The following is a 20,842-nucleotide window of genomic DNA, read 5'->3' as shown; positions in this document are numbered from 1 at the left end:
GTCAGGTCTGGTCCGCGGGTTCTTCCGCCGTTAGCGCGCGCTTCCTAAGGTCAAATCGGGTTCGCTGCTGCCCAGCGACTGGAATAGCGCGGCCGTATCGCTTAACCGGGCCGCCTGCGCGCGCGTCTGATCGAGAGCGGTCTGCCACGCCTGACGTTGCGTGTCGAGCAGGCTGAACTGGCTGACGCCCCCCGCCGAATACTGCGCATGCGCAATGTGGAGGTTGGCTTGCGCTTGCCGGGCGGCGTCGTCGCGAGCATGCAGTTCGTGCGCGTCGTTACGCAACGCCGTCAGCGCGTCCGCAACCTGTTGCAGGGCCTGGAGCACCGTTTGCTGATAGCTCGCGAACGCAGCGTCATAGGCCGCCTGGGCAGCGCGCTTTTTCGCATGCAGCTCGCCACCACGAAAAATGGGCTGGGTGAGATTCAGGCCGATATTCCAGATATTCAGGCCATTCACAATGTCCTGGACACTTGTACGTTCAGAGCCGATTCCCGCCGACAGCGAAAACTGCGGGTACAGGTTCGCGGTCGCGACACCCACGTTCGCGCTGGCCTGGTGCAGTAGCGCCTCAGAGGCGCGAATATCAGGGCGTTGCCGCGCGAGCGACGAAGGCAGTGTGACGGGTATATCAGTCGGCAGATGAAGCGAGTCCAGCGTGAGTCGATCGAACTCCGCTTTGGACGGCACGTCGCCCACCAGGATCGCCAGTTGGTGATCCGCCTGCGCGAGCTGTGTGGCGAGCGGCGGCAGCGACGCGCGCGTTTGCGCAAGCAGCGTGCGCTGGCTGTTTACGTCGAGTTGCGACACACCACCGGCGGCGAGGCGTGCTTCCATGATGCCGAGTTGCTGCGCCTGTGCGTCGGCGAGGCGTTGTGTCAGCAAGACCTGCCGCTGCAACGAAGCGCGCTGCACCGCCGTCGATACGACATTGCCCGCAATGGACAAGCGCGCTGCGTCCAGTTGGAACGCCTCGTAGTCGACCTGCGCCAACGCGGCTTCGAGCGCCCGGCGATTGCCGCCGAAAACGTCGAATGTATACGCCACCGTCACCGACGCATTGAATAGCGAAAACGGCCCCGGGTTCTCGACATGCGGGATGCCGAACGCCGCGAGATCGACCTGTTGACGCGTTCCGGAAATCTTCGCGTCGACGCTCGGAAATCGTGTGGCGCCCGACTGCGCATTGTAGTTTTCGCGCGCCTCCATCAGCTTTGCGCGGGCTTGCACCAGCGAGGGGCTTCGACTCAGCGCCTGATCGACGAGACGGTCTAGTTCGGCCGAATGAAATTGGCGCCACCACAGCGGCAGTGGCGCATCCGCTGTTGTAAAGGTTTGGGCGGAACCCTCGGCGCCGTCGGTCGATACTGTGCGTGCCGGCTCGGCCTTGTGCGTGTAGGTTTGCGTGTCCGGTGCCGCGGGCGCGTGAAAGTCGGGTCCCACTGCGCAGCCGCACAGCACGAGTGAACAGAGGAAAGCAAGTGGCTTCATGATCGTGTTTTCCTAGTCGAGCGTGCGCCGGTAGAAGCGCAATGCAATAGCCATGACGATCGCGGTAAACAGCGCCATTGGCCACACAGAGGGCCACAGGTCGGCCCAGCCATTGCCCTTGAGCAGGATGCCGCGAATCAGCCGGTTGAAATAGGTCAGCGGCAGGAGGTTGCCGATAAACCGCGCCCACGCCGGCATGCCCGCGAAAGGGAACATGAAGCCCGAGAGCAGGATGTTGGGCAAGAAGTAGAAGATAGTCAGCTGCATCGCCTGCAACTGGTTCTGTGCAAGCGAAGAAAGCGTGATGCCCACCGTCAGATTCGCCGCAATGAAAAGCAGAGCCGAGAGATAGATGGCCAATGCGCTGCCGACAAATGGAACGTGGAAAACGTAGCGTGTCGCGGCAAGAATGATCGACGCCTGAATGAGCCCGATGACGACATAGGGCACGATCTTGCCGGTCATCACTTCGATTGGCAGAACGGGCGTGGCGAGCAGGTTTTCCATCGTGCCGCGCTCGCGTTCGCGAGTCACGGCGAGGCCGGTCATCATGACGAGCGTCATGGTGAGGATGACGCCCATCAAGCCGGGCACCACGTTGTATTGCGTCACGCCTTCGGGGTTGTAGAGGTTGTGAACCTGCACGTCGAAGGCGTTTTGCGTGCCGTTCAGATGTGCGAGCGGACCCGTGAGATCTTTATTCGCGACCGGTTGGACAAGTTTCGGCAGCGCGCCGACGGCGGTGTTGGTTGCGGTGGGATCGGTCGCGTCGGCTTCGACCAGCAGCGACGGATGCTCGCCACGCAGCAGTTTGCGCGAGAAATCCACCGGCACATTCAGCACGAATTGCACCTTGCCTTGGGCGAGCGCGCGGCGCCCGGCCTCTTCGTCAGGCAAGATTCCGACGATATCGAAATAGGCCGAGTTCGTCATCGCCGCAACGAAGCTGCGGGAAAACTGGCTCTGGTCGTGGAGGATAACGGCTGTCGGCAGATGCTTCGGGTCCGTATTGATCGCGAAGCCGAACAGTGCGAGCTGGATGATCGGCAGTCCGACAATCATGCCGAACGTGACGCGGTCACGCCTTAGCTGAAGAAACTCCTTGAGGACAATGCTCCACCAGCGTGTCAGAGAGAAGACGGTGCGATTGCTCATGACGGCGCTCCGAAGTTGTCCTTCGAATGGCTCATCAGATAGATGAATACGTCTTCGAGTCCCGTGCCGATCGGTTCGATGCGCAGCGAGGTTCCGGCAACCGCGTGCCGCACCGCGGTTTCGAGCGCCTCGTGGTCGCGCCCGCTGACGTGCAGCGCTGAACCGAACACGACGGTCTGGTCCACGCCGGGCGTGGTACGAAGCTGCTCGGATAGTTTGCTCAGGTGTTCGCCGTGGATGGACCACGTCGACAGACCTTGTGATTCGATCACCTCATTCGCGGTGCCGCGCGCGAGCATCTTCCCGTAAGCGATATAGGCGAGCTTGTGACAGCGTTCCGCTTCGTCCATGTAGTGGGTGCTGACGAGCACGGATATGCCGGTGGCGGCGAGGCGATGCAATTCTTCCCAGAAGTCGCGCCGTGCGGTGGGATCCACGCCGGCGGTGGGCTCATCGAGCAGCAGCAATTTTGGCTCGTGCAACATACAGGCGGCCAGCGCGAGCCGCTGCTTCCAGCCGCCCGATAGCGAACCGGTCAACTGGTTCGCGCGTGTCTGCAGGCCGAGCGATTCCAGCGAGCGATCCACCGCTTCTCGCCGGTTGCGCATCTGGTAGATGCGCGCGACAAAGTCGAGATTCTCGCGGATGGTCAGGTCTTCCCAGTAGGAAAAGCGCTGGGTCATGTACCCGACATTGCGTTTGATCTGCTCGCTCTCACGCACGATGTCGTAGCCGAGGCAGGTGCCGCTGCCCGAATCCGGTGTGAGCAATCCGCACATGAGGCGGATTGAGGTCGTCTTGCCGCTGCCGTTCGGCCCGAGAAAGCCGAAGATTTCACCACGGCCGACCCGCAAAGAGACGTTGTTGACAACGTGCTTGTTACCGAAGCGCTTGTTCAGATCACGCACGTCGATCACGTACTGGTGGGCGTCGTCGTTCATTGCAGCACCACCGAGACAGGTTGGCCCGGATGAAGCTTCGTTGCGTCCGCGATCGACGGGTGGGCTTCGACCATGAACACGAGCTTGGCGCGGCTCTCGTTGCTATAGATGACGGGCGGCGTGTATTCGGCCTGACTCGACACATAAGTGATCTTTGCGGGTACATCAGCCGCGCAGCCGTCGCAATGCAGCGTCACGCCGCGATTGAGCGCCAGTTGCCCGACGATCGTTTCCGGAACGAAGAATCGCACCTTGATGTTCTGCGGCGGCAGCATCTGGACGACAGGATTACCGGCGGCCACCCATTCACCCTGGCGATAGAGCGTGTCATAGACAAGGCCTTCCGATGGGGCGGCGACGCGTTTCTGATCGAGTTTCCATTGGGCCTGCGCGACGGCGGCATCGGCGGCGGCTACTTGTGCCTCCTGTCCGACGATCTGTTGTGAACGGGCGGGCAGGCGAGCCACGTCGACCTGATGGGTGAGTTCCCGAACCTGCGCGGCGGTCGAGTCGGCGTTAGCGCGCGAGTCGTCGAGTTGACCTTTTGCGATGCCACCTGCGCGGTATTGGGCCTCGTCGCGCGTCAGTTGCAGCGCGGCTTTGCGGGCGTTGGCAATGGCCTCCGCCAGTTGCGCGCGATTGACGTCGACCTCGGGCACGCGCTTGCCGGTCCGGATGTCGGCGAGTTGGGCGCGGGCCGCCGCGAGTTGCTGCTGCGCCTGGACGAGTGCGTGGGCTTCGTCGTCAGACTCAAGGGAAAATAGCGAGTCATCCGCCTTGACTGTTTGTCCGCGAGAGACGGATAGCGCCGTCAGCTTGCCGGCCTGTGTCGAGCCGAGATAGACGAACTCACCTTCGACATAGCCCTGATAAGTTGCCGTTTCGTGCCGTGAACAGGCCGATAGCAGGGCGAGAAGCAGCACCGAAAGCGCGGTTTCAGCAAATCGTTGCGCTCGCCTGGAGTTGCATAGAACTTCCAGTGAGAGGCGTTTATTTAGTGAGTAATACATAATTAAAATCCTATGGAGCCGCGATTCGGCACACCAAGCGGATCGAGTCAGCACGACGGGCAGCACGCGACGAGTTCGATCTGCGGTCTCCGCGAGGGCGATCCGGCTGCCTTGGTGACTCGGCCTTCCATGCCGGCGCGTCCGTTCGCGGACCGGACGCAGATGAAGTAAAATGGATACTATGCGAATTTGAATTCAAATTCAAAGTATTTTTGGGAATGAAAGCCTTCGACCATGCCGACCAGTCCGAGAAAATCAGCCGCGACGCAGCCTAAGCGGGCCTCGCGCCCCGACGGCGCGGCGACCCGTCAGCACCTGCTCGCGACGGCGGGCCAGGTGTTCGCCGAACGCGGTTTCGCGGATGCCACCAGCAAGGAAATTTGCCAGCGCGCGGGCACACCGATGGCGTCGGTGAACTATCACTTTGGCAGCAGGGAGGCGCTCTACGAAGCGGCGCTCGTCGAGGCGCACCGGCAAGTCGTGGGTCTTGACGAGTTAGCGGCGCTTGCCGCGAGCCTCGACGATCCCAGAGATCAGTTGCGTGCCATCCTTTGCCGTTTCGTCGTTCTTTCAACGAGCGCGGGCACGCCTTGGGGCTTCATGCTGATGTTGCGCGAAGTGCTGTCGCCGTCGAAAGCCATCCCGGCGCTCATCGAAAAAGCCGTGCGTCCGAAAGCTGCATTCATGCTGAAGGTGATCGGCGAAGTGCTGGGGCTGGACCCGACCACGCCCGTGGTTCAGCGGGCTGTGATGTTCACGGTGTTGCCCTGCATCGCCATGATGATCGCGCCCAAGCAGATGCAGTCTGCGCTATTGCCTGCTGCCGCAAAGGACAAGGATGCGCTTGCAGAGGATTTTGTGCGATTCGTGCTGGCAGGGCTCGATGCGATCGCAGTCGCTCATCGTTCAGAAGCGAGGTGAATCCGGCATTTCAGACAGCTTCCTCCACGGGAGTAGCTTCCATGACGATAGCCAGAATCATCGCCTCGACATTTCGTGACGCAGGTCGAGCGCCTCGGTCGATACACGGCATCGCCTCTTGCAATCCTCTGGCCGCTCAGCGTCGGGTTTGACCAGGAAACGGAACGATCGCAACATGTCATATTCATATAGTGCGGGATGCCTTTTTCGGCGTTATTGTGTCGACTTGGTGCGCCGCCATCTGTCGGCGGGCGGACCCACGGGCTACAACCTTGCAAACGCGCCATGGGTTTTTTCAGACGGTCTTGAATGACGGCGCGCTGTTGGAGATGTAAGGCAAGCGGCGGCTCGCTAGTGTGCCCGAAGCCGTTTCCCTTGCTGCCCAACACCCGAATCCGGGGCGAGAGGCATCGGCGTATCTGCAAGGTGAGACATTGATTTCAACCACAGAGTCGACTTTGAAACGACACATGCCACCAGCCAGAGGCAGATATTCAAAGCGTGCAATCGGCGCGGCCGCGATTGCCGCGATTCCGATCACAGGGTGTACAAATTCACCGTCCATCGGCGTGCTTGGCGCGTACTTTCCCGACTGGCTGTTCTGCATTGTCGCGGGCGTCGTGCTCACGGTCGTCATCTATCTGATTCTCAAGCGCCTGCAAGCCGACCATCTGGTGGGACCTTCCGCCGTCGCGTATCCCACGCTTGTCGCTTTGCTGGCGCTCGTTGTCTGGTTGATCTTCTTCCAACATTGAATCTTTGTCGGGTGGATGAATGGCGACTCCAGCCAGCAAGACATCGAAAAGAAAATGGCCGGCCATCGTGATCGTCGTGGTGACGCTGTTGCTGCTCGTCTATGTAATCCGGCAGTGGGACCGCACCCCTCGTACCGACGACGCTTATGTCTACGCGGACACGATCGACGTCGTGCCGGAGGTCAACGGCCGCATCGTCGAACTGGCCGTACGGGACAACCAGGCGGTGAAGCAGGGCGATCTGTTGTTCCGTATCGACCCGCGCCCGTATCAGGATGCGCTCGCGCGAGGCAACGCGTCGCTCGTCGCGCTCGATCGCCAGATCGAGTTGACCCAACGTACGGTCAACGCGCAGCAGTACAACGCGCAGTCGGTGCGTGCGGCGGTCGAGCGCGCGAGAGCTGCGGCCGGGCAGGCATCCGATACGCTGCACCGCATGGAGCCGCTGCTGTCGCACGGTTATGTGTCGGCGGAAGATGTCGACCGCGCGCGCACCGCGCAACGCGCCACGCAGGCCGAACTCAGCGCCGCGCAACTGCAGGCGCAGCAGGCGGCAGCGGCTGTGAGCGGCGTCGATGCGCTGGTCGCGCAACGTGCCGTTGTCATGGCGGAAATCGCGACTGCCGAACTGAACCTCGAGTATGCAACGGTGCGCGCACCGTTCGATGGACGCATCGTGTCTTTGAAGACATCGACCGGGCAGTTTGCCACGGCGCTCAAACCGGTCTTCACCTTGATCGACACGCGCCACTGGTACGTAGTCGCGAACTTTCGCGAAACCGAACTCAAGGGCGTCAGGGCGGGCACGCCAGCCACTGTGTACCTGATGAGCGATACGGGCCAGCGTTTCCAGGGGACCGTCGATTCGATCAGCTACGGCATCGCGCCCGATGAAGCCGGCCTTGCATTGCCGGGCGGATTACCACGCATTCAACGCACGCTCAATTGGGTGCATGTATCGCAGCGCTTCCCGGTGAAGATCCTTATCGACAAACCGAACCCGGAACTGTTCCGCGTCGGGACATCCGCGGTGGCCGTGCTGGAACCCGGGCGCGGCAACGACGGCGAGCGCCATTGAGGACCCCATGACCGCCGCCGACTACCTGCCCGTTTCGCTGCGCGACGCAGGCGCTTTCCTCAGGCGCGAGCTTGCGCCTTTCCCCGGGCGTCTGAACGTGATGCTGCGCTGCATGCTGACGAGCGCCATTGTGATTGTCGTGTCGAATACGCTCGAGGTGCCGGAGCTTGCGCTGTCGCTACTGGTGGTGTTCTATGTCACGCAGTCGAACGTGGTGGTTACACGGCTGGTCGGCGTGATGTTCATGGTCGGATCGACGCTCGCCATCGGCCTGTCGATCCTGCTGCTGAAATTTACATTCGACTACCCGTTGCTGCGCATCGTCATCGCGAGCCTGCTGTTCCTGGGCAGCGTGTACCTGCTGCGCGTTCTCAAGATCGGTGTGGTGTTCTTCATCGTCGCCATCATTGTGATTTACGTGCAGAGCTTTGTCGACCGGACCGATCAGGCCGACCTGCTGATCCGCGCGGTGTTATGGGTGTGGGTCGCCGTCAACTATCCGATCGCGCTGACGCTCGTGGTCAACACGCTTTTGTTGCCCGTCGAGCCGCAATTGCAACTCAAGGCGGAAATCCATCGGCAACTGGCAGCGCTGGACGCGCGCCTGGCGCAACTGATCGACGGCAGCACGAGCGCCGAGCCGGTCACGCTGGCGGCCGTTCAGCAAGGCGCGCTCACGCTGCAGAAGTTGCTGCGGTTCACAACAATGCGTGATGCCCATTATCGCGAACATCAGGCGTCGCAGCTTGCATGCATCGCGACCGTGTCGCGGCTTTATCGCGGAGCGAGTGAGCTTCCGCTGAATTGGCCGCGCGCCTCAGCCGCGCAGCTGGCGATGTTGCGCGAGTTGCGTGCGAACTGCCACGCGCTCGACCAGGCGGTCATGACCGGCGAGCCCTATCGCTACTTGAGCACGGCGACACCTGAAGAGCGCAACGCCGCCGACACGATTCCTGCTGCTGCCGAATCGCAGCGGGCGCTGCGCGCATTCGCCGACCTGGCTGCGAGCGACCCGGCATCCGGCAAGCCGCCCGCCAGCGAGCCGATGATTGCGCCGGATGCATGGACCAATCCCGCCTACATGCGCTTTTCGCTGAAGACCTTGCTCGCCGTTCTGGTCTGCTACGTGTTCTACAACGCCGTGGACTGGCAGGGCATCCACACGATCATGCTGACCTGCGTGATCGTCGCGCTGCCGAGCCTCGGCGCATCGGCGCAGCGCGCGTTGCTGCGGGTGGCCGGTGCTGCCATCGGAAGCGCGCTGGCGCTGTTCATGGTCGTGTTCGTCGTTCCTCATCTCGACGACATTGTCGGTCTGCTGTTGATGACGCTGCCTGTCGTCGCGTTCGGAGCATGGATCTCGGCGGGTTCGGAACGGATCGGCTACGCGGGCGTACAGCTCATCTTCACCTTCTCGCTCGCCTTGTTCGAACAGTTTGGCCCAACCGTCAATCTGACTGAAATACGCGACCGGCTGGTTGGCATTCTGCTGGGCGTCGGTGTGGCGACGTTCGTGCAGATGTCGTTCTGGCGCGAGGGCGAGGGCGACGTGCTGCGGCAGAAGCTCGCCACCCTGTTGCGCGCGATCGCCGCACAGGTGCGCCCGTCGCAGGTCGGCGAAGAGCAAGTGGATGAGTTGCCTCATGCTCAGCGACAGTTGCAGGCGTGGGCCGTGCTGACCGATTGCGAGACGACGCTTTCGCGCGTCGCGCTCGAACCCGGCTGGCAGGAAAGCGAGCAGTCGCAACTGACACTGCGCGCGCAAACGGTCCTCGCGCAGGGGCGCGAGATCATGCTGGCGGGTGACGCGTTGCGCAACACGTTGGTGGCTCAAGCGGGCTTGTCAAGCTCACACACCATGGACGCAGTGCGCGCAGCCCAGCAACAGGCCGGCACCGAACTCAACCGGTACGCGGATGAGCTGACGGCCAACCCACCCGATGCGCGCGCGCCGCGCCGTATCGAGACCGCTGCGCAAGCGGGCGAACCGGCTCAGCCTGCCGATCAGTCGCTCATCACCGCAGCGGACGAACTGTTGCGGCAGATCACGGGCTTGCCGGACTGGCGTGCCGAGGCACCGGTCGCGGCGCACGCATCAGCGGCGGTACGAGCATGAAGGCGCGACCGGTTTTGTGCGCTCGACGATGGCGTCGCCGCGTGTTATGCCTCGCGTGGCTAACGTCCGTGCTGTCGGGTTGCGCGCTGATTCATCACAACGGCACGCCCCGTTCCGAGATCGCGCCCGAGCAGATCAATCTTGCGGACGACATCCATCTCGCACGCGACGGCTGGCCCGCCGCGCGCTGGTGGACGCGCTATCACGACGCGCAACTTGACGCCCTGATCGATCAGGCGCTAGCCGACGCGCCGACGATGGTGATTGCGCGCACGCGCGTCGCGCAGGCGAAGTCGGACGTGGAACTGACCAAAGCAGGATCCAACCTTCAGGTGGCCGCGCTGGCGTCGCTGGATCGCGAGCATATTTCCGCGAACGGTTTTCTCGGCCCGTTCGCGAAGAACGAACCGGCTGCGGGGCTGACCGGGCCGTGGTACACCGAGGGCGTCGTCGGATTGGGTGCAAGCCTGGATATCGACATCTGGGGCAAGCAACGCGCGGAGGTCGCTGCGTCGCTGGGTGTGAGCAATGCGCGGCTCGCCGAGACATCCGCTGTCGAACTCGAAATCTCGGCGGATGTCGCGCAGCTGTACTACGGCATTCAAACGACTTATCAGCTGATCGATCTGCTGAGTGACTCGCATGAGGTAGCGGTGTTCGCAGTGCAAGCACACGAAGCGCGCGCGGCGCGCGGCCTCGAAGCCCGCACCCTGCTCGAAGAAGCACGAGCGCAGCAACTGGCCATCGAACAGCAGATCGTGTCGGCACAAGGGCAGATCAAGCAACTTCGCGAATCGATGCGGGCACTGGTCGGCGCCGGACCCGTTGGCCTGCCCACGATCGAACCCGTCGCGCTGCCACGTTCGCAGGCGGCCTTGCCGGCGACGCTGTCGTACGAACTGCTGGCCCGGCGGCCCGATCTGCAGGCAATGCGATGGTATGTCGAGGCGTCGTTCGACAAGATCGATGCGGCAAAGGCGGCGTTTTATCCGAGCTTCGACATCAAGGCATTTTTCGGCTTCAACGCTTTGCACCTCGCCGATCTCTTCACGCATGCGAGCCAGCAGATCAACCTGATTCCGGGCTTGTATCTGCCAATCTTCGACGGCGGCCGGCTCAATGCGAACCTGAGCGGCGCGCGCGAGGGGAGCAACCTGTTGATCGAGCAGTACAACCAAGCCGTTCTCAACGCTGTACGCGATGTCGCGCAGACGGGCAGCCGTCTGCAGTCTCTCGATGCGCAGAAGGCTTTGCAGAAGCAGCGGATCGAATCGGTTACATTCACGAGAGACAGTGTGGAAGCCTATTATCAACGCGGACTCACGAGCCGGCTCGCGGCGCTCGAAGCGCGCCAGCCGGTGATCGCGGAACAGGTCGCCCTGCTTACGCTCAACGGTCAAGTGCTCAGTCAGGAGATTGCTCTGGCGAAGGCGCTCGGCGGCGGTTATCTCGCCGATCCGCCTGTTGAACTCAAGCCGCGCTGAACGGCGCGGCTATGCCGCTCAGAGCTGTTGTGATCGCAGCGATGCGAATTCCGCGCGGCACACGTCGCCAAACTTCCCGAGAATGTCGATCGAGCCATCCGCGAGCATCTCGCGAATCTCGATGAAAGACTTGTCTGGCGCGAGATAGGTGTCCACGATCTTGCGTCCGATCACGTCGGCTTCGTCCGCGACTTCAAGGGACGAGCGGAGGCGCATGCGGCTGATCTCCGCGTAGAGGTTGCCCAGGCCAGCGAGATCGGGCTCGTTGTGTTGCAGCGCGTGCACATAGCAATTCGTCGCTTGCTCAATGAACGCTTTGTACAGTTCCTGCCGCCACGCGAGATCATGCGCTAGCCACTCCGCGCGAACCTGGGTGCGTTGGGTCAGCCAGGAGGCAAGAACCGAAGTCAAGCCGCCGATCGCGGCACCGACAAGGGCAGCCAGGGCAGAGATAACCGATGCGTTCATGGACTGTTCTCGCGTGGTCATTCAGCTATCCATAGTAATGCAGTGGTGTGTATTTTTGAGGGCAGTCGATCCCACGGAACGCGATGACGGCTGAAGCTGCGCAAAGGCGTGCCCTGGCAAAGGCCGACGGCCGCCGCACGCGTCGAAAGCCGGCTGCTGCGAATCCGGCGCGCTAGAATTATCCATGCACCGCGCTCGCGACAAAGGATGGCGACAGAATGACGCTCATGGCCGAACCTAATCAACCACACACCTCGTCTCCGGCACCGTTCGGCATTGACCCGTTGCAGGCGCCAGCACTGTTGCGTCGCCTGCTGCGCGCCAAAGACCGAATGGACGCTGCCTCGCACGAGGCCTGGCCTGTCGAACGATTGGCTGCGGTCAGTGGCGTCTCCGAGGCCCATTTCGCGCGCTCGTTCAAGCAGGCCTTCGGCATCCCGCCGCATCGCTATCTGTTGACGCGGCGCATCGAGCAAGCCAATACCCTGCTGCGCGACACCGCGCTCAGCATTACGGAAATTGCCTTCGCCACCGGCTGGGAGAGCCTGGGCACCTTTGGCCGCATCTTCCGCGATATTAACGGTCGGAGCCCGAGCGCCATGCGCCGGGAGGCGCAGGCCGCCATGCAGCAGATCGACCGCGTACCCGCTTGCGTTCTGAAGGCCGCTCAGCGTCCCGATCTCACCATCGCAGTTTTGGAGAAGCGCCGCCGTGCGGCCAAAGGTACATTGCGGCCATCAACCAAGGAGGTGTCATGAACCAGGGTATCAGTGTGGTGGGCGTGTACGTCGACGATCAGGACGAAGCGCTGGAATTCTACGTCGGCAAACTCGGATTCCGCGTGCATACGGACGTGGTGAACGGCGCCTACCGGTGGCTGACAGTCCAGCATCCGGACCAGCCTTCGTTCCAGCTCGGGCTGTTCAGACCCGGGCCGCCCATTCACGACGATGCCACCGCGCAGATCCTGCGCGCGATGGTCGCGAAGGGCGCCATGCCGCCGCTCGTCCTGCTGGTGTCCGATTGCCGCGCGAGCTATGCCCGGCTAAAGGAAAGTGGCGTGGAATTCACCCAGGAGCCGGTGGACCGCTATGGCAGCGTCGACGCTGGTTTTCGCGACCCCGCCGGCAATGGGTGGAAGATGATTCAGGAGCCGCGGAGCACGACGTGAATAGTCGCCCCCGTCGCGCCGACGCTAGCGTCGTTCTGGTATGAGGTAGCGGGGAATCGAGCCCACTCGCCAGTGGAAGACTTGAGCACTAATCGACACAGGCGTATCGACACCTTGCCAGTCGCGCAGTATGTATTTTCCCGGCGGCAGGCTCACGACCGCGTCATGTTGCTTGCCGTCGACGGTCCAACCGGCGATAACCGGATCGTCGGTTCCGTATTGATATGCCTTGACGTTCTCCGAGTCGATTAACGCCTTCACCCACGGTCGCTTGCCAACTGTGCTGCTTAATACGGATGCCGCGACGAATGCCGGTTTCGGTGTCAGGTCGTAATGCAGCAACCCAAAGTTATGTTCGATGTTGTAAGGGTCGGTGCCGTCATCGACAAAGTCATACCAGAACAGGACGCGAACCGTGCCATAGCGGCGTGACAACAAATAGCTGCGCACCAGATTGGCCGCTTGCATGGCCTCGTCTTGCCCCGGTTCCTTGGGATTGACAGGCCAGCCCATCTCCGTCACCCAAACTTGCAGAGGTCGGCCGTCTGTTTTCACCCGGTCGGCGATAAAGTCCTTCAGATAGGGCCACACTGTGGGGATGCTCACCGCGTCGATTGGTGCGTCTACGGTTCGGTAACCCTTTTCTGGCGTATTCGGCGACATATATGGATGGACGCTAAAGCCCGTCTGGTCGTTTAGTCCTCCTTCCTTGAGCAGGCCGACCACACAGTCGCCGCCGGGGCCGCCGCCCGAGCCGCCGCCGCCGCAGGAAATCACCGATGCGTTGGGATCCACATCTTCAATCGCGCCGAACGTTTCCCACAACAGCGCAAGATAGGCGGCGTAGCCGATCTTGCTAAAGTCAGGCTCATTCCACACTTCCCAATGGCTAACTGTTCCGCCGTAGGGTTCAGCCACAGTGTCGTCGCCGTATCGCGCCACCACTGCATCGACGTATGCTGCAAAGCGCGCACGGGCATCAGGTGAAAATGGAAAGTCCGATTTCGGAAACAGGGCAGGGTAGGCATCCGCGTTACCGCCGCCAAGTACGATTACAGTCGAAATGCCGAGCCGTTTGCTCAACGCCAGGTAGGCGTCATAGCTCTTGGGAAACTTGAACACACCGGGCTTTTTCTCGATTGCCGACCAATAGAGGTCGTCCCGAATCCACGAAAACCCAGCCTGCTTGACGAGCGGCAGCAGCACCGATGCAGGTGGTGTGACGCGTTGAGCGAAGTGCGTGCCGACCCCGAAGTCGGAAGGGCCGACTTCGTCGCGTTTCGTGACGACAGCCAGCGTGCTCGTGGTCTTGCCGAGGATTTCCCCATCCGGTGACTTCAAGGTTGCGTCGACACGGAATAGACCGGAACGTGGGATCGTTACTTCGACGTCGATGGCCTTGCCACCCTCCATGCTGCCGACGCTTTTCTCGTACGAGGCGAGTGGCGCGGGCGCCGCCTTGCCGTCGCTGTCGTAGGAAAAAACGCCGACTGTCATTTTCGCGGCGCGCAAACGGGCCGGCGACAAGACCTTGAACTGGAGGATCTTCTTTCCGCTTGTCAGGTTGACTTGCGAGCCCGGCGGGTTGACGAGTTGCAGCGTCACCTGCGCGTATGAGCCGCCTGAAAAAGCTAGAAACACCAGTGCGGCCAGCGCAGTGCGCCAGGATATGCGTGATCTGAACAGGCTGCGGCGGCGATGAATCGTCGGCATCGGATCAATCCTCGTTGAATCGCTGATGAAAATGGCCCGGTCTGTTTGACGAGCGGAGAGGAGGGTGCTGCAGCACCTGGAGACACGCGGGGCGCTGCATCTTTTGCGGCGGGCAGACCCAAGATAGGGTGCGCTGGGCCACTCGTCAGTACGACATCGAACTTTCGCAGCATTCGCCGCGGAGCGTGCGTTGATCCACAGCGAATTGCTCGCGCGTGCCAGATCACGTCCGCGATCGGTATTTCATCTGGAGAATCAATCAAACGTCTGACGAGAAGTTGGACGCTTGCGGGCGGAATTTCGCAGTGGACTTCGGAGCGAGCGTGGTTAAAAGATTTTCTATGGGGACTAATGGAAAACCCTTCACTCATTTAAGGGTCGGCATCTTTTTGAGACAATTATTCAAAACGTTATTCATCAGACAAGCTTAACCAGCGATTAACGTATTTGTATGAATAATTAGTCTCACTATGTGATCTTTGTATTGCAATTCGTTTCTCTGGAAACAAGGCGCAGGAGCGCTAGCAGAGAGGGATTGAGCACAAAAATTAAGATTTGAGAACCCCAAATTAATAGGTAAATAATTTTTTTATCAGTGCGCGCGCACAACATCCGTATGTTCGGTGGCGCACATATGTTCTCTTTTTCGATACGCGTAATGCGGATATTTGCTTTTCGGAATTGGTCTGGAGATAGTTCGCCTTATTGCTGCGCTTTTACATCCAGTTACAACATACGAAAAAGTCGGGCACATATACTGCGATCCCCAACCGAACTGCGTAAGTTGTACTCATGACCTTACCCAACCGACCGAAAAATCAGCAACATCTTCCACTGTCCGTCCCTTCTCTGGTTCCTACTGAATCCGTCCCTCGAAGGAAGTTCCTCGCCGGTCTCATCGCGGGCGCCGGGTCGATTGCGCTTTCCGCGTGCGGCGGCGGCGGAAGCGGCGACTCGCCTGCGGCGGTGGCCAACGACGCCACCGTGGCCAACAAGGCGGGCTCAAACGGCTTCACAGTGACCGCTCCTGCGGCGAACGCGACTGTATCTGGCACCATCACGGTGAGCGGCACGGCCGGCACCACGTGGCGCAACGTCGCCGTTTATGACCACGCCACGGTTGCCAAGATCGGCCCCGACACGACACCGAGCGGCGGCAAATTTTCCGTCCAGGTTGACACGACGAAATTGTCCGTGGGATCGCACCAGATCGACGTGGTCGCATTTTCGGTGGCGGCTGGCCAGGCCGGCGGCACCAAGACCACACAGACCATCACGGTCAACGTCACTCGGGCAAGTTCCGGGTCGACTTCGGGCAATCTGTTCTACGGCATGAATGGCCACCTTGCGTGGCCCGACGGCATCTACCACACCATGTCGGCAGCTGCGCAACTGGCACTGCTCAAAGATCTCGGCGTCACGAACTATCGCGTGGACGTGGCGGATGCCGGCATGGCTCAAACGGTGGCCAACGCGCTGACCGGCGCGTTCGCCGGCAGCGGCGTGGCCATCATGCCGTGTATTAACGCGGCTTCGACTGCCTATAACCAGAACGGTTCGGAATCGGCCGCCTACACGCTGGGCTACAACCTCGGCGCCTCGATTGCCAAGCCGCTGAAAGGCCTTGTCAAGTACATCGAGTGTGGCAACGAACTCGATTCGGACGGTCTGGTTACGAACGGTGACGGCAGCAATACAAATAACTATAGTCCCGCGATCTGGCCGGCATTCCGCGGCGTCATTCGAGGCATGATCGACGGTGTGAAGGCAATCGATCCGACGATCCAGTGCGGTGTCAACGTTGGTATCCCGCTTGCCTATCGCGCCCAGCAGATGCTGTGGAGCGGTATCACGCCTGATGGCTCCGTCAACGGCGTTTCCGGTGCAACTCCGGTCCGTTGGGACTACACGACGTTCCATTGGTATCAGAGTTCAGGCGATATCACCTGCGGTTGGCGAAACAACGCCTGCGTGAATGTGCTGCAGATTCTGAAGGACTCCTTTAACCTGCCAATCTGGTTGACGGAATGGGGTTGGGAGGGGAGCCAGGTTACGCCGACGCAGCAAGCCAGTTACGTAACCCAGGCACTGACGGAGTACCGGTCGCTCAAGGATCAGTTCAACATTCAGTCGGTCCAGATGTACTGCCTGATCGATCCTGACTTCGGCCTCATACAGGCGGACGGTGTCACGAAAAACCCGTCCTACTCGGCGTTCAAGAAATTCGTGGCCGCCAATCCGGTCTGACCTGAGCCATTACACTACTGTGTTGGGGTAGCAAACCCCGCTCCCGCAGCCCGCGCGCTTCCTGCAAGCCGCGGGCTGTTTCTATTTGGCGGGCAACACCTCGGATAACGCGATTTGGGAGTCTTGTGCGGTAAAGCACAGACGCTATCGCTGCGGCGCCGCAATCTGTCAGGTGAGACCGGACTGCAAGACCCCTGCCGCCAACGAGCCCCCTGATCCCCACCAAAGCGTGATGATGCCTGATTCAATCTGATGCGCCGTTCGATCGGCGAGGCGCGTTCGGGGAGAGGATTTGCCGGTTAGTGGTTCACTCCGGCTCCAACAAACAAGGAGTTCGTCGTATGAATCCGAGTTTTTCCCATACTCCGCCAATCGTGCTACAAAATAACGCTGATGCATTGTCAGCCCGTGAACTGGCACGTCAGATCGTAGATAACGTGTGGTTGATCGCCGGCATTGTCGCGCTGGTCACGGGACTGGCCGCGCTTTATGCATTCGCGGCGACCCCAATCTATTCCGCCGATGCGTTGGTCAAAGTTGATTTCCCTCAGCCCTATGCGCTCGGTGAAGCGTCAAAGGCGCAGGAGCGGGTTATTCCGCCCACGCTACCCACCGAGGCTGAGATTCAGATTATCCAAAGCCGGAGCGTGATTGCGCCGGTAATCAGGAAATTCAAACAGGATACCTTAATAATACCGAAGCGCGTCCCTGTTATTGGGGCGATGATTCGGCAATTCGCCACACCGGGCTCGCCGATGCCGGCTCCCATCGGCTTGAGTTCCTATGCATGGGGCGGAGAGGAGGCGTCCGTCGGTTCGCTGACCGTGCCGGCCCGCCTCGAAGACCAATCATTGAAGTTGACCGCGCTTGCTGACGGCCGCTACCGTCTCGCCGATCAGAACGGGCGGACATTGCTTGTGGGCACGCCCGGCGTGCCGTCTCAAGCCAATGGCGTTGCTCTCACGATGGATCGGCTCGTTGCACGCCCCGGAACCGAATTCACGTTAGTGCGCTTAAGTGAGGCCAAGGCAATCGAACGTTTCCAGCATCAGTTGAAGGTCAGCGAATCGGGTAAGGACACCGGTGTCGTGCAGATCGTCTACGAAAACACCGATCCGGAATTGGCCCGGTCGATCGCCAACGGCATCGCGCAAGGCTATATCGCGTCTCATATCGCGCAGCACCGCGCCGAGGCCCTTACCACTCGGGACTTTATCATTGGAGAACTGCCGCAGCTTCGCGCCAACCTGACGCAGGCAGAGGCCGAACTGAGCCAGTACAGAACTGCATCGAGTTCGATGCAGGCGGGTACCGAAGCCGCGTCCTACCTGCAGGGAAGCATTGAGTTCGATCGCCAGATCGCGACACTCAAGGTACAGAAAGCGGCGTTGGAAAGTCATTTTGCGCCGAACTCGCGTGACGTCCAGACTATCGTTAGCCAACTTGCACTACTTCAAAATGCCAAGAGTGCGTTCGAAGCGCGCTTCGACCAGTTACCCGCATCAGAGCGTCGCTCGGCCGACCTCACGCGTAACGTCAAGGTGGCCGAGGACATCTATGTCGCGATGGTCAACAAATCCAACGAACTCGCGGTGACACAGGCTGGGACGCTTGGGAACGTACACATCATCGATACCGCGTTGTTGCCCGTTGACCCTGTGAAACCCAAGCGCCCGCTGGTGATCGGCGTGGGCGCCGCCGGCGGCCTGATCGCGGCGTTCCTGTACATCTTTATCCGGCGCCTATGGTCTTCCTCGCTCGAAAATTCGCTGGTAGCCGAGCGACATCTGAACCTGCCTGTTTTTGGCCACGTGCTGTTCAGTGACGAGCAGGCCCGCCTGGACCGTGCGCAGAATTTGAACCTGCCGCCGGCAAAGAAAGGGCTTTCGGGCCGAGCACAGCAAACAGGGGACGAGAGGGTAACGGGATCGCCGCCGAGATTGACCTATGGGGGCTCTGCTCCGCAAGACCCCGTGTTGGCCGGCGGCCGCTTCCTGCTCGCCACCGACGGCTATGACGACATGCCGCTCGAAGCTTTGCGAAGCATACGTGCGTCATTGCAACGGCAGATTCAGGACGCCCCGAACAACGTGCTTGTCGTGACGGGCGCAACGCCCGGTACTGGAAAAAGCTTTATCTCGTCAAATCTGGCTGTCCTGAGCGCGGAAGCCGGCAAGCGGGTGTTGCTGATCGACGGCGATATGCGCCGAGGCCATTTGGCCGCCATCATGAAGCGGACCAACAGAGGTGGCCTCGCTGAAATTCTGAGTGGTGAGGTCGATGCCGGTGCCGTCACTCAAAACACCGACGTTCATGGACTCTCGTTCATCGCTGCGGGCCGGTATCCGTCCAATCCGTCCCGGTTGCTCTCGACACCTCGCATGCAACAACTACTTGACCGTCTTGGCGGACTGTATGACGTGGTCATCATCGACACACCGCCAGTGCTGGCAGTTAGTGATGCAAACCTGATCGCTTCTCTCGCGGGATCGACAGTGCTCGTGGTACGCCCGAACGCTCAGAGCGAACGAGAGCTGGAGGACACCGCGCAAGGTCTCGAGCGTGCGGGTGCGCGTCTGATCGGCATGATATTCAACGCGATGCCACGACGGCGCAGTGAAAAACGCAGCTACAGCTATGCGGCGGCCTACTCCGCGGCAAGTACTCCGCCACCTGTAGAGCATGGCGCTTCGTGATCGCAACCTGACGGTTGTTGCGCATCTTGCATTGAGAAAGCAATGTACTCCAGACTAGTATCCGTACTTTTCTATATGTTTTTTACCTGCGTGATTCTCAATCCACAGGTGGACGGGACCACGCTTTACTTCTATATCGTGATTCCGTTTCTGGATCCGGATTTTTCCCGCTTTCTCGCGAGTACGGCACGCCGCTGGGTCGGCCCATTGCTGATTGCGGCTTTGGCATGCGCGCTAACTTCTCCTTCGGCAGCCGTGCGGGTTCTGTCGATCGGCATCTGCATCGGTTACCTGATGTACACGGCAGAGCGCCGCATTAGTTACCTTCATCCGTGGATGGTCATCAACATTCTGTTCGCAACCGTGCAGTTTGCGATGTACTACATCGATCGTGACTTCTCGTACCAGCTCGGCCCAACGAATCTCTCGCAGCTGATCTGGGGCGACAACGCGACAATGACGTACACGAACTTCTATGAGGTCTTCTTCTTTACCCGTGTCTCGGGATTCTCGCGCGAGGCGGGGTTCTTCTCTTCGCTGCTTGCGGCGTCGCTTATCCTGCATCTTTACAGCGATTCGCCCAATAAAAAACTCATCGCTCTTTATCTCTTCGGTCTTTTCATCAGCTTCTCGAAGTCGTCGATGGTGCTTTTCCTTTTTGCAGCGGTCTATCCCTTTCGCGACAGGTTGCGCTCGATCCATCCGCTGGTGATAATGGGCGCCTACTACGTGGTGATGTCAGTGATTTCGGTGTACCTTGCATCCAACGACTTTTTCGGATCGGACACATTTGGCCACCGGTTGGCCGGCTACGCGTTCATGTTCGACGCGCGGCTGGAGGATATCGTTAAGGGCGTCACTGCAGCAGAAATCATGGCTCACTACAAATATCTTCCATACATCCGCTTAATCCAGGAAGACATGGCGCTCGGTGCGCTGTTTGGCGGTCTTCCCGCCACAATTGCGGAATTGGGGCTGTTCGGTGCACTTGTCGTTTTCGCCGTCATTGCGTTTACCGCGAGCGATGGTTTCGTCATGATGATATTCCTGTTTATAAGTGCGACTGTCAACGTGACTACTGTCACTTCCTTCATTCCGCTCGCGTATTTGATTTGTTACTGGCCGCGATTCGCGGCATATAGCGCACACCGTGTGGAAAACTTGAGTCGATACCAGCCACTTCCAAAGTATTGCAAGACAAGTTGATCGTGTCGAAACGACGAGTGCAACTTCGCTCCACCCGCGCATTTTGTTTTTTTGATCTGTGCGGGGATGTGCGCGTTGGATTCCGAAAAGTCCAGCATTTCGGGGCGCGAAAAGTGTCCGCCAGCTGCCGCTGGTGACCCGTCGTCCGGTATGCACAGGCACCCCGCAGCTAGGACCCTCGGTGCCCTGCTATTTACCGCGGTCGCATTGGGCGCGGCGTCCAATGCAACGACGGACACGTCGGTTCGTTTGAACAGCCTGCCACGGCTCCAGGCCATTTGCCGCAGGAATGTCTGCTTGAATCCGCCGCGGTCCGATGCCATTGCAAAAGGCGTGGGGGCGGGACTGCGCGCGCACCGTTGTGGGACAACTGGGCACAGGGTAACTTTT

At 60.3% G+C, this 20,842-nt stretch carries 16 protein-coding genes; 10 read left to right on the top strand and 6 right to left on the bottom strand.

What is annotated here, in order from left to right; genetic code table 11:
• Positions 1 to 30: 30 nt before the first annotated feature.
• From B0G82_RS02605 to B0G82_RS02590, 4 genes are read right to left on the bottom strand one after another with little or no spacing between them, the layout of a single operon-like run.
• Positions 31 to 1,491, bottom strand: a complete 1,461-nt coding sequence (locus B0G82_RS02605) for an efflux transporter outer membrane subunit (RefSeq protein ID WP_121306566.1) — start codon at positions 1,489 to 1,491, stop codon at positions 31 to 33.
• 12 nt (positions 1,492 to 1,503) lie between these two features.
• Positions 1,504 to 2,646, bottom strand: a complete 1,143-nt coding sequence (locus B0G82_RS02600) for an ABC transporter permease (protein WP_121306565.1) — start codon at positions 2,644 to 2,646, stop codon at positions 1,504 to 1,506.
• Positions 2,643 to 3,587: an ABC transporter ATP-binding protein gene (locus tag B0G82_RS02595; protein ID WP_121306564.1), complete on the bottom strand. Its 945-nt coding sequence runs from the start codon at positions 3,585 to 3,587 to the stop codon at positions 2,643 to 2,645. Before B0G82_RS02595 ends, B0G82_RS02600 begins: the two co-directional genes overlap by 4 nt.
• Complete coding sequence (locus B0G82_RS02590) at positions 3,584 to 4,663, bottom strand: HlyD family efflux transporter periplasmic adaptor subunit (RefSeq protein ID WP_241974458.1); 1,080 nt, start codon at positions 4,661 to 4,663, stop codon at positions 3,584 to 3,586. Before B0G82_RS02590 ends, B0G82_RS02595 begins: the two co-directional genes overlap by 4 nt.
• Positions 4,664 to 4,831: 168 nt before the next feature.
• Here B0G82_RS02590 and B0G82_RS02585 point away from each other — a divergent pair, with 168 nt between their 5' ends.
• The 5 genes from B0G82_RS02585 (at position 4,832) to B0G82_RS02565 (ending at position 10,951) form a co-directional block, all read left to right on the top strand.
• Positions 4,832 to 5,518, top strand: coding sequence for a CerR family C-terminal domain-containing protein (locus tag B0G82_RS02585; protein WP_121306562.1), 687 nt, complete (start codon positions 4,832 to 4,834; stop codon positions 5,516 to 5,518).
• Positions 5,519 to 5,988: 470 nt separating this feature from the next.
• Positions 5,989 to 6,273, top strand: coding sequence for a YtcA family lipoprotein (locus B0G82_RS02580; protein ID WP_121306561.1), 285 nt, complete (start codon positions 5,989 to 5,991; stop codon positions 6,271 to 6,273).
• Between the two features lie 19 nt (positions 6,274 to 6,292).
• Positions 6,293 to 7,351 carry a multidrug transporter subunit MdtN gene (gene mdtN / locus B0G82_RS02575; protein ID WP_121306560.1) on the top strand — a complete coding sequence of 353 codons (1,059 nt, stop codon included), beginning with the start codon at positions 6,293 to 6,295 and terminating at the stop codon, positions 7,349 to 7,351.
• Positions 7,352 to 7,358: 7 nt separating this feature from the next.
• The gene (locus B0G82_RS02570) at positions 7,359 to 9,467 is read left to right on the top strand and encodes an FUSC family protein (RefSeq protein ID WP_121306559.1); all 2,109 of its coding nucleotides are present in this window, start codon (positions 7,359 to 7,361) and stop codon (positions 9,465 to 9,467) included.
• Positions 9,464 to 10,951: an MdtP family multidrug efflux transporter outer membrane subunit gene (locus tag B0G82_RS02565; protein ID WP_116142743.1), complete on the top strand. Its 1,488-nt coding sequence runs from the start codon at positions 9,464 to 9,466 to the stop codon at positions 10,949 to 10,951. The genes B0G82_RS02570 and B0G82_RS02565 overlap by 4 nt, the downstream gene beginning before the upstream one ends.
• 18 nt (positions 10,952 to 10,969) lie before the next feature.
• On the opposite strand, the gene B0G82_RS02560 is transcribed toward B0G82_RS02565, so the two are convergent.
• On the bottom strand, positions 10,970 to 11,440 hold the full coding sequence (locus B0G82_RS02560; protein ID WP_241974457.1) for a hypothetical protein: 471 nt from the start codon (positions 11,438 to 11,440) through the stop codon (positions 10,970 to 10,972).
• A 206-nt stretch (positions 11,441 to 11,646) separates the two neighbouring features.
• On the opposite strand from B0G82_RS02560, the gene B0G82_RS02555 reads away from it, so the two are divergent.
• Together B0G82_RS02555 and B0G82_RS02550 are read left to right on the top strand one after the other, a co-directional pair.
• Positions 11,647 to 12,177 carry an AraC family transcriptional regulator gene (locus B0G82_RS02555; protein ID WP_116148653.1) on the top strand — a complete coding sequence of 177 codons (531 nt, stop codon included), beginning with the start codon at positions 11,647 to 11,649 and terminating at the stop codon, positions 12,175 to 12,177.
• A complete protein-coding gene (locus B0G82_RS02550; protein ID WP_116142741.1) occupies positions 12,174 to 12,590 on the top strand; it encodes a VOC family protein in 417 nt (138 codons plus the stop codon). The genes B0G82_RS02555 and B0G82_RS02550 overlap by 4 nt, the downstream gene beginning before the upstream one ends.
• A 24-nt stretch (positions 12,591 to 12,614) precedes the next feature.
• On the opposite strand, the gene B0G82_RS02545 is transcribed toward B0G82_RS02550, so the two are convergent.
• Positions 12,615 to 14,303, bottom strand: coding sequence for a beta-glucosidase (locus B0G82_RS02545; RefSeq protein WP_121306558.1), 1,689 nt, complete (start codon positions 14,301 to 14,303; stop codon positions 12,615 to 12,617).
• A 966-nt stretch (positions 14,304 to 15,269) separates the two neighbouring features.
• Between B0G82_RS02545 and B0G82_RS02540 the strand changes: the two genes are divergently transcribed.
• The 3 genes from B0G82_RS02540 to B0G82_RS02530 all read left to right on the top strand — a co-directional run bounded on the left by B0G82_RS02540 (position 15,270) and on the right by B0G82_RS02530 (position 20,452).
• A complete protein-coding gene (locus B0G82_RS02540; RefSeq protein WP_241974456.1) occupies positions 15,270 to 16,550 on the top strand; it encodes a glycosyl hydrolase in 1,281 nt (426 codons plus the stop codon).
• 341 nt (positions 16,551 to 16,891) lie between these two features.
• Complete coding sequence (locus B0G82_RS02535; RefSeq protein ID WP_121306557.1) at positions 16,892 to 19,246, top strand: polysaccharide biosynthesis tyrosine autokinase; 2,355 nt, start codon at positions 16,892 to 16,894, stop codon at positions 19,244 to 19,246.
• A gap of 42 nt (positions 19,247 to 19,288) precedes the next feature.
• Positions 19,289 to 20,452 (top strand): hypothetical protein, encoded by a 1,164-nt coding sequence (locus B0G82_RS02530; RefSeq protein WP_116142737.1) that lies wholly within the window; start codon positions 19,289 to 19,291, stop codon positions 20,450 to 20,452.
• The last annotated feature ends 390 nt before the right edge of the window (positions 20,453 to 20,842 follow it).

Origin of the sequence: Paraburkholderia sp. BL17N1, from assembly GCF_003634175.1 — a bacterium.
GTDB lineage: Bacteria > Pseudomonadota > Gammaproteobacteria > Burkholderiales > Burkholderiaceae > Paraburkholderia.
This window is presented reverse-complemented; position numbering and strand designations above follow the sequence as displayed.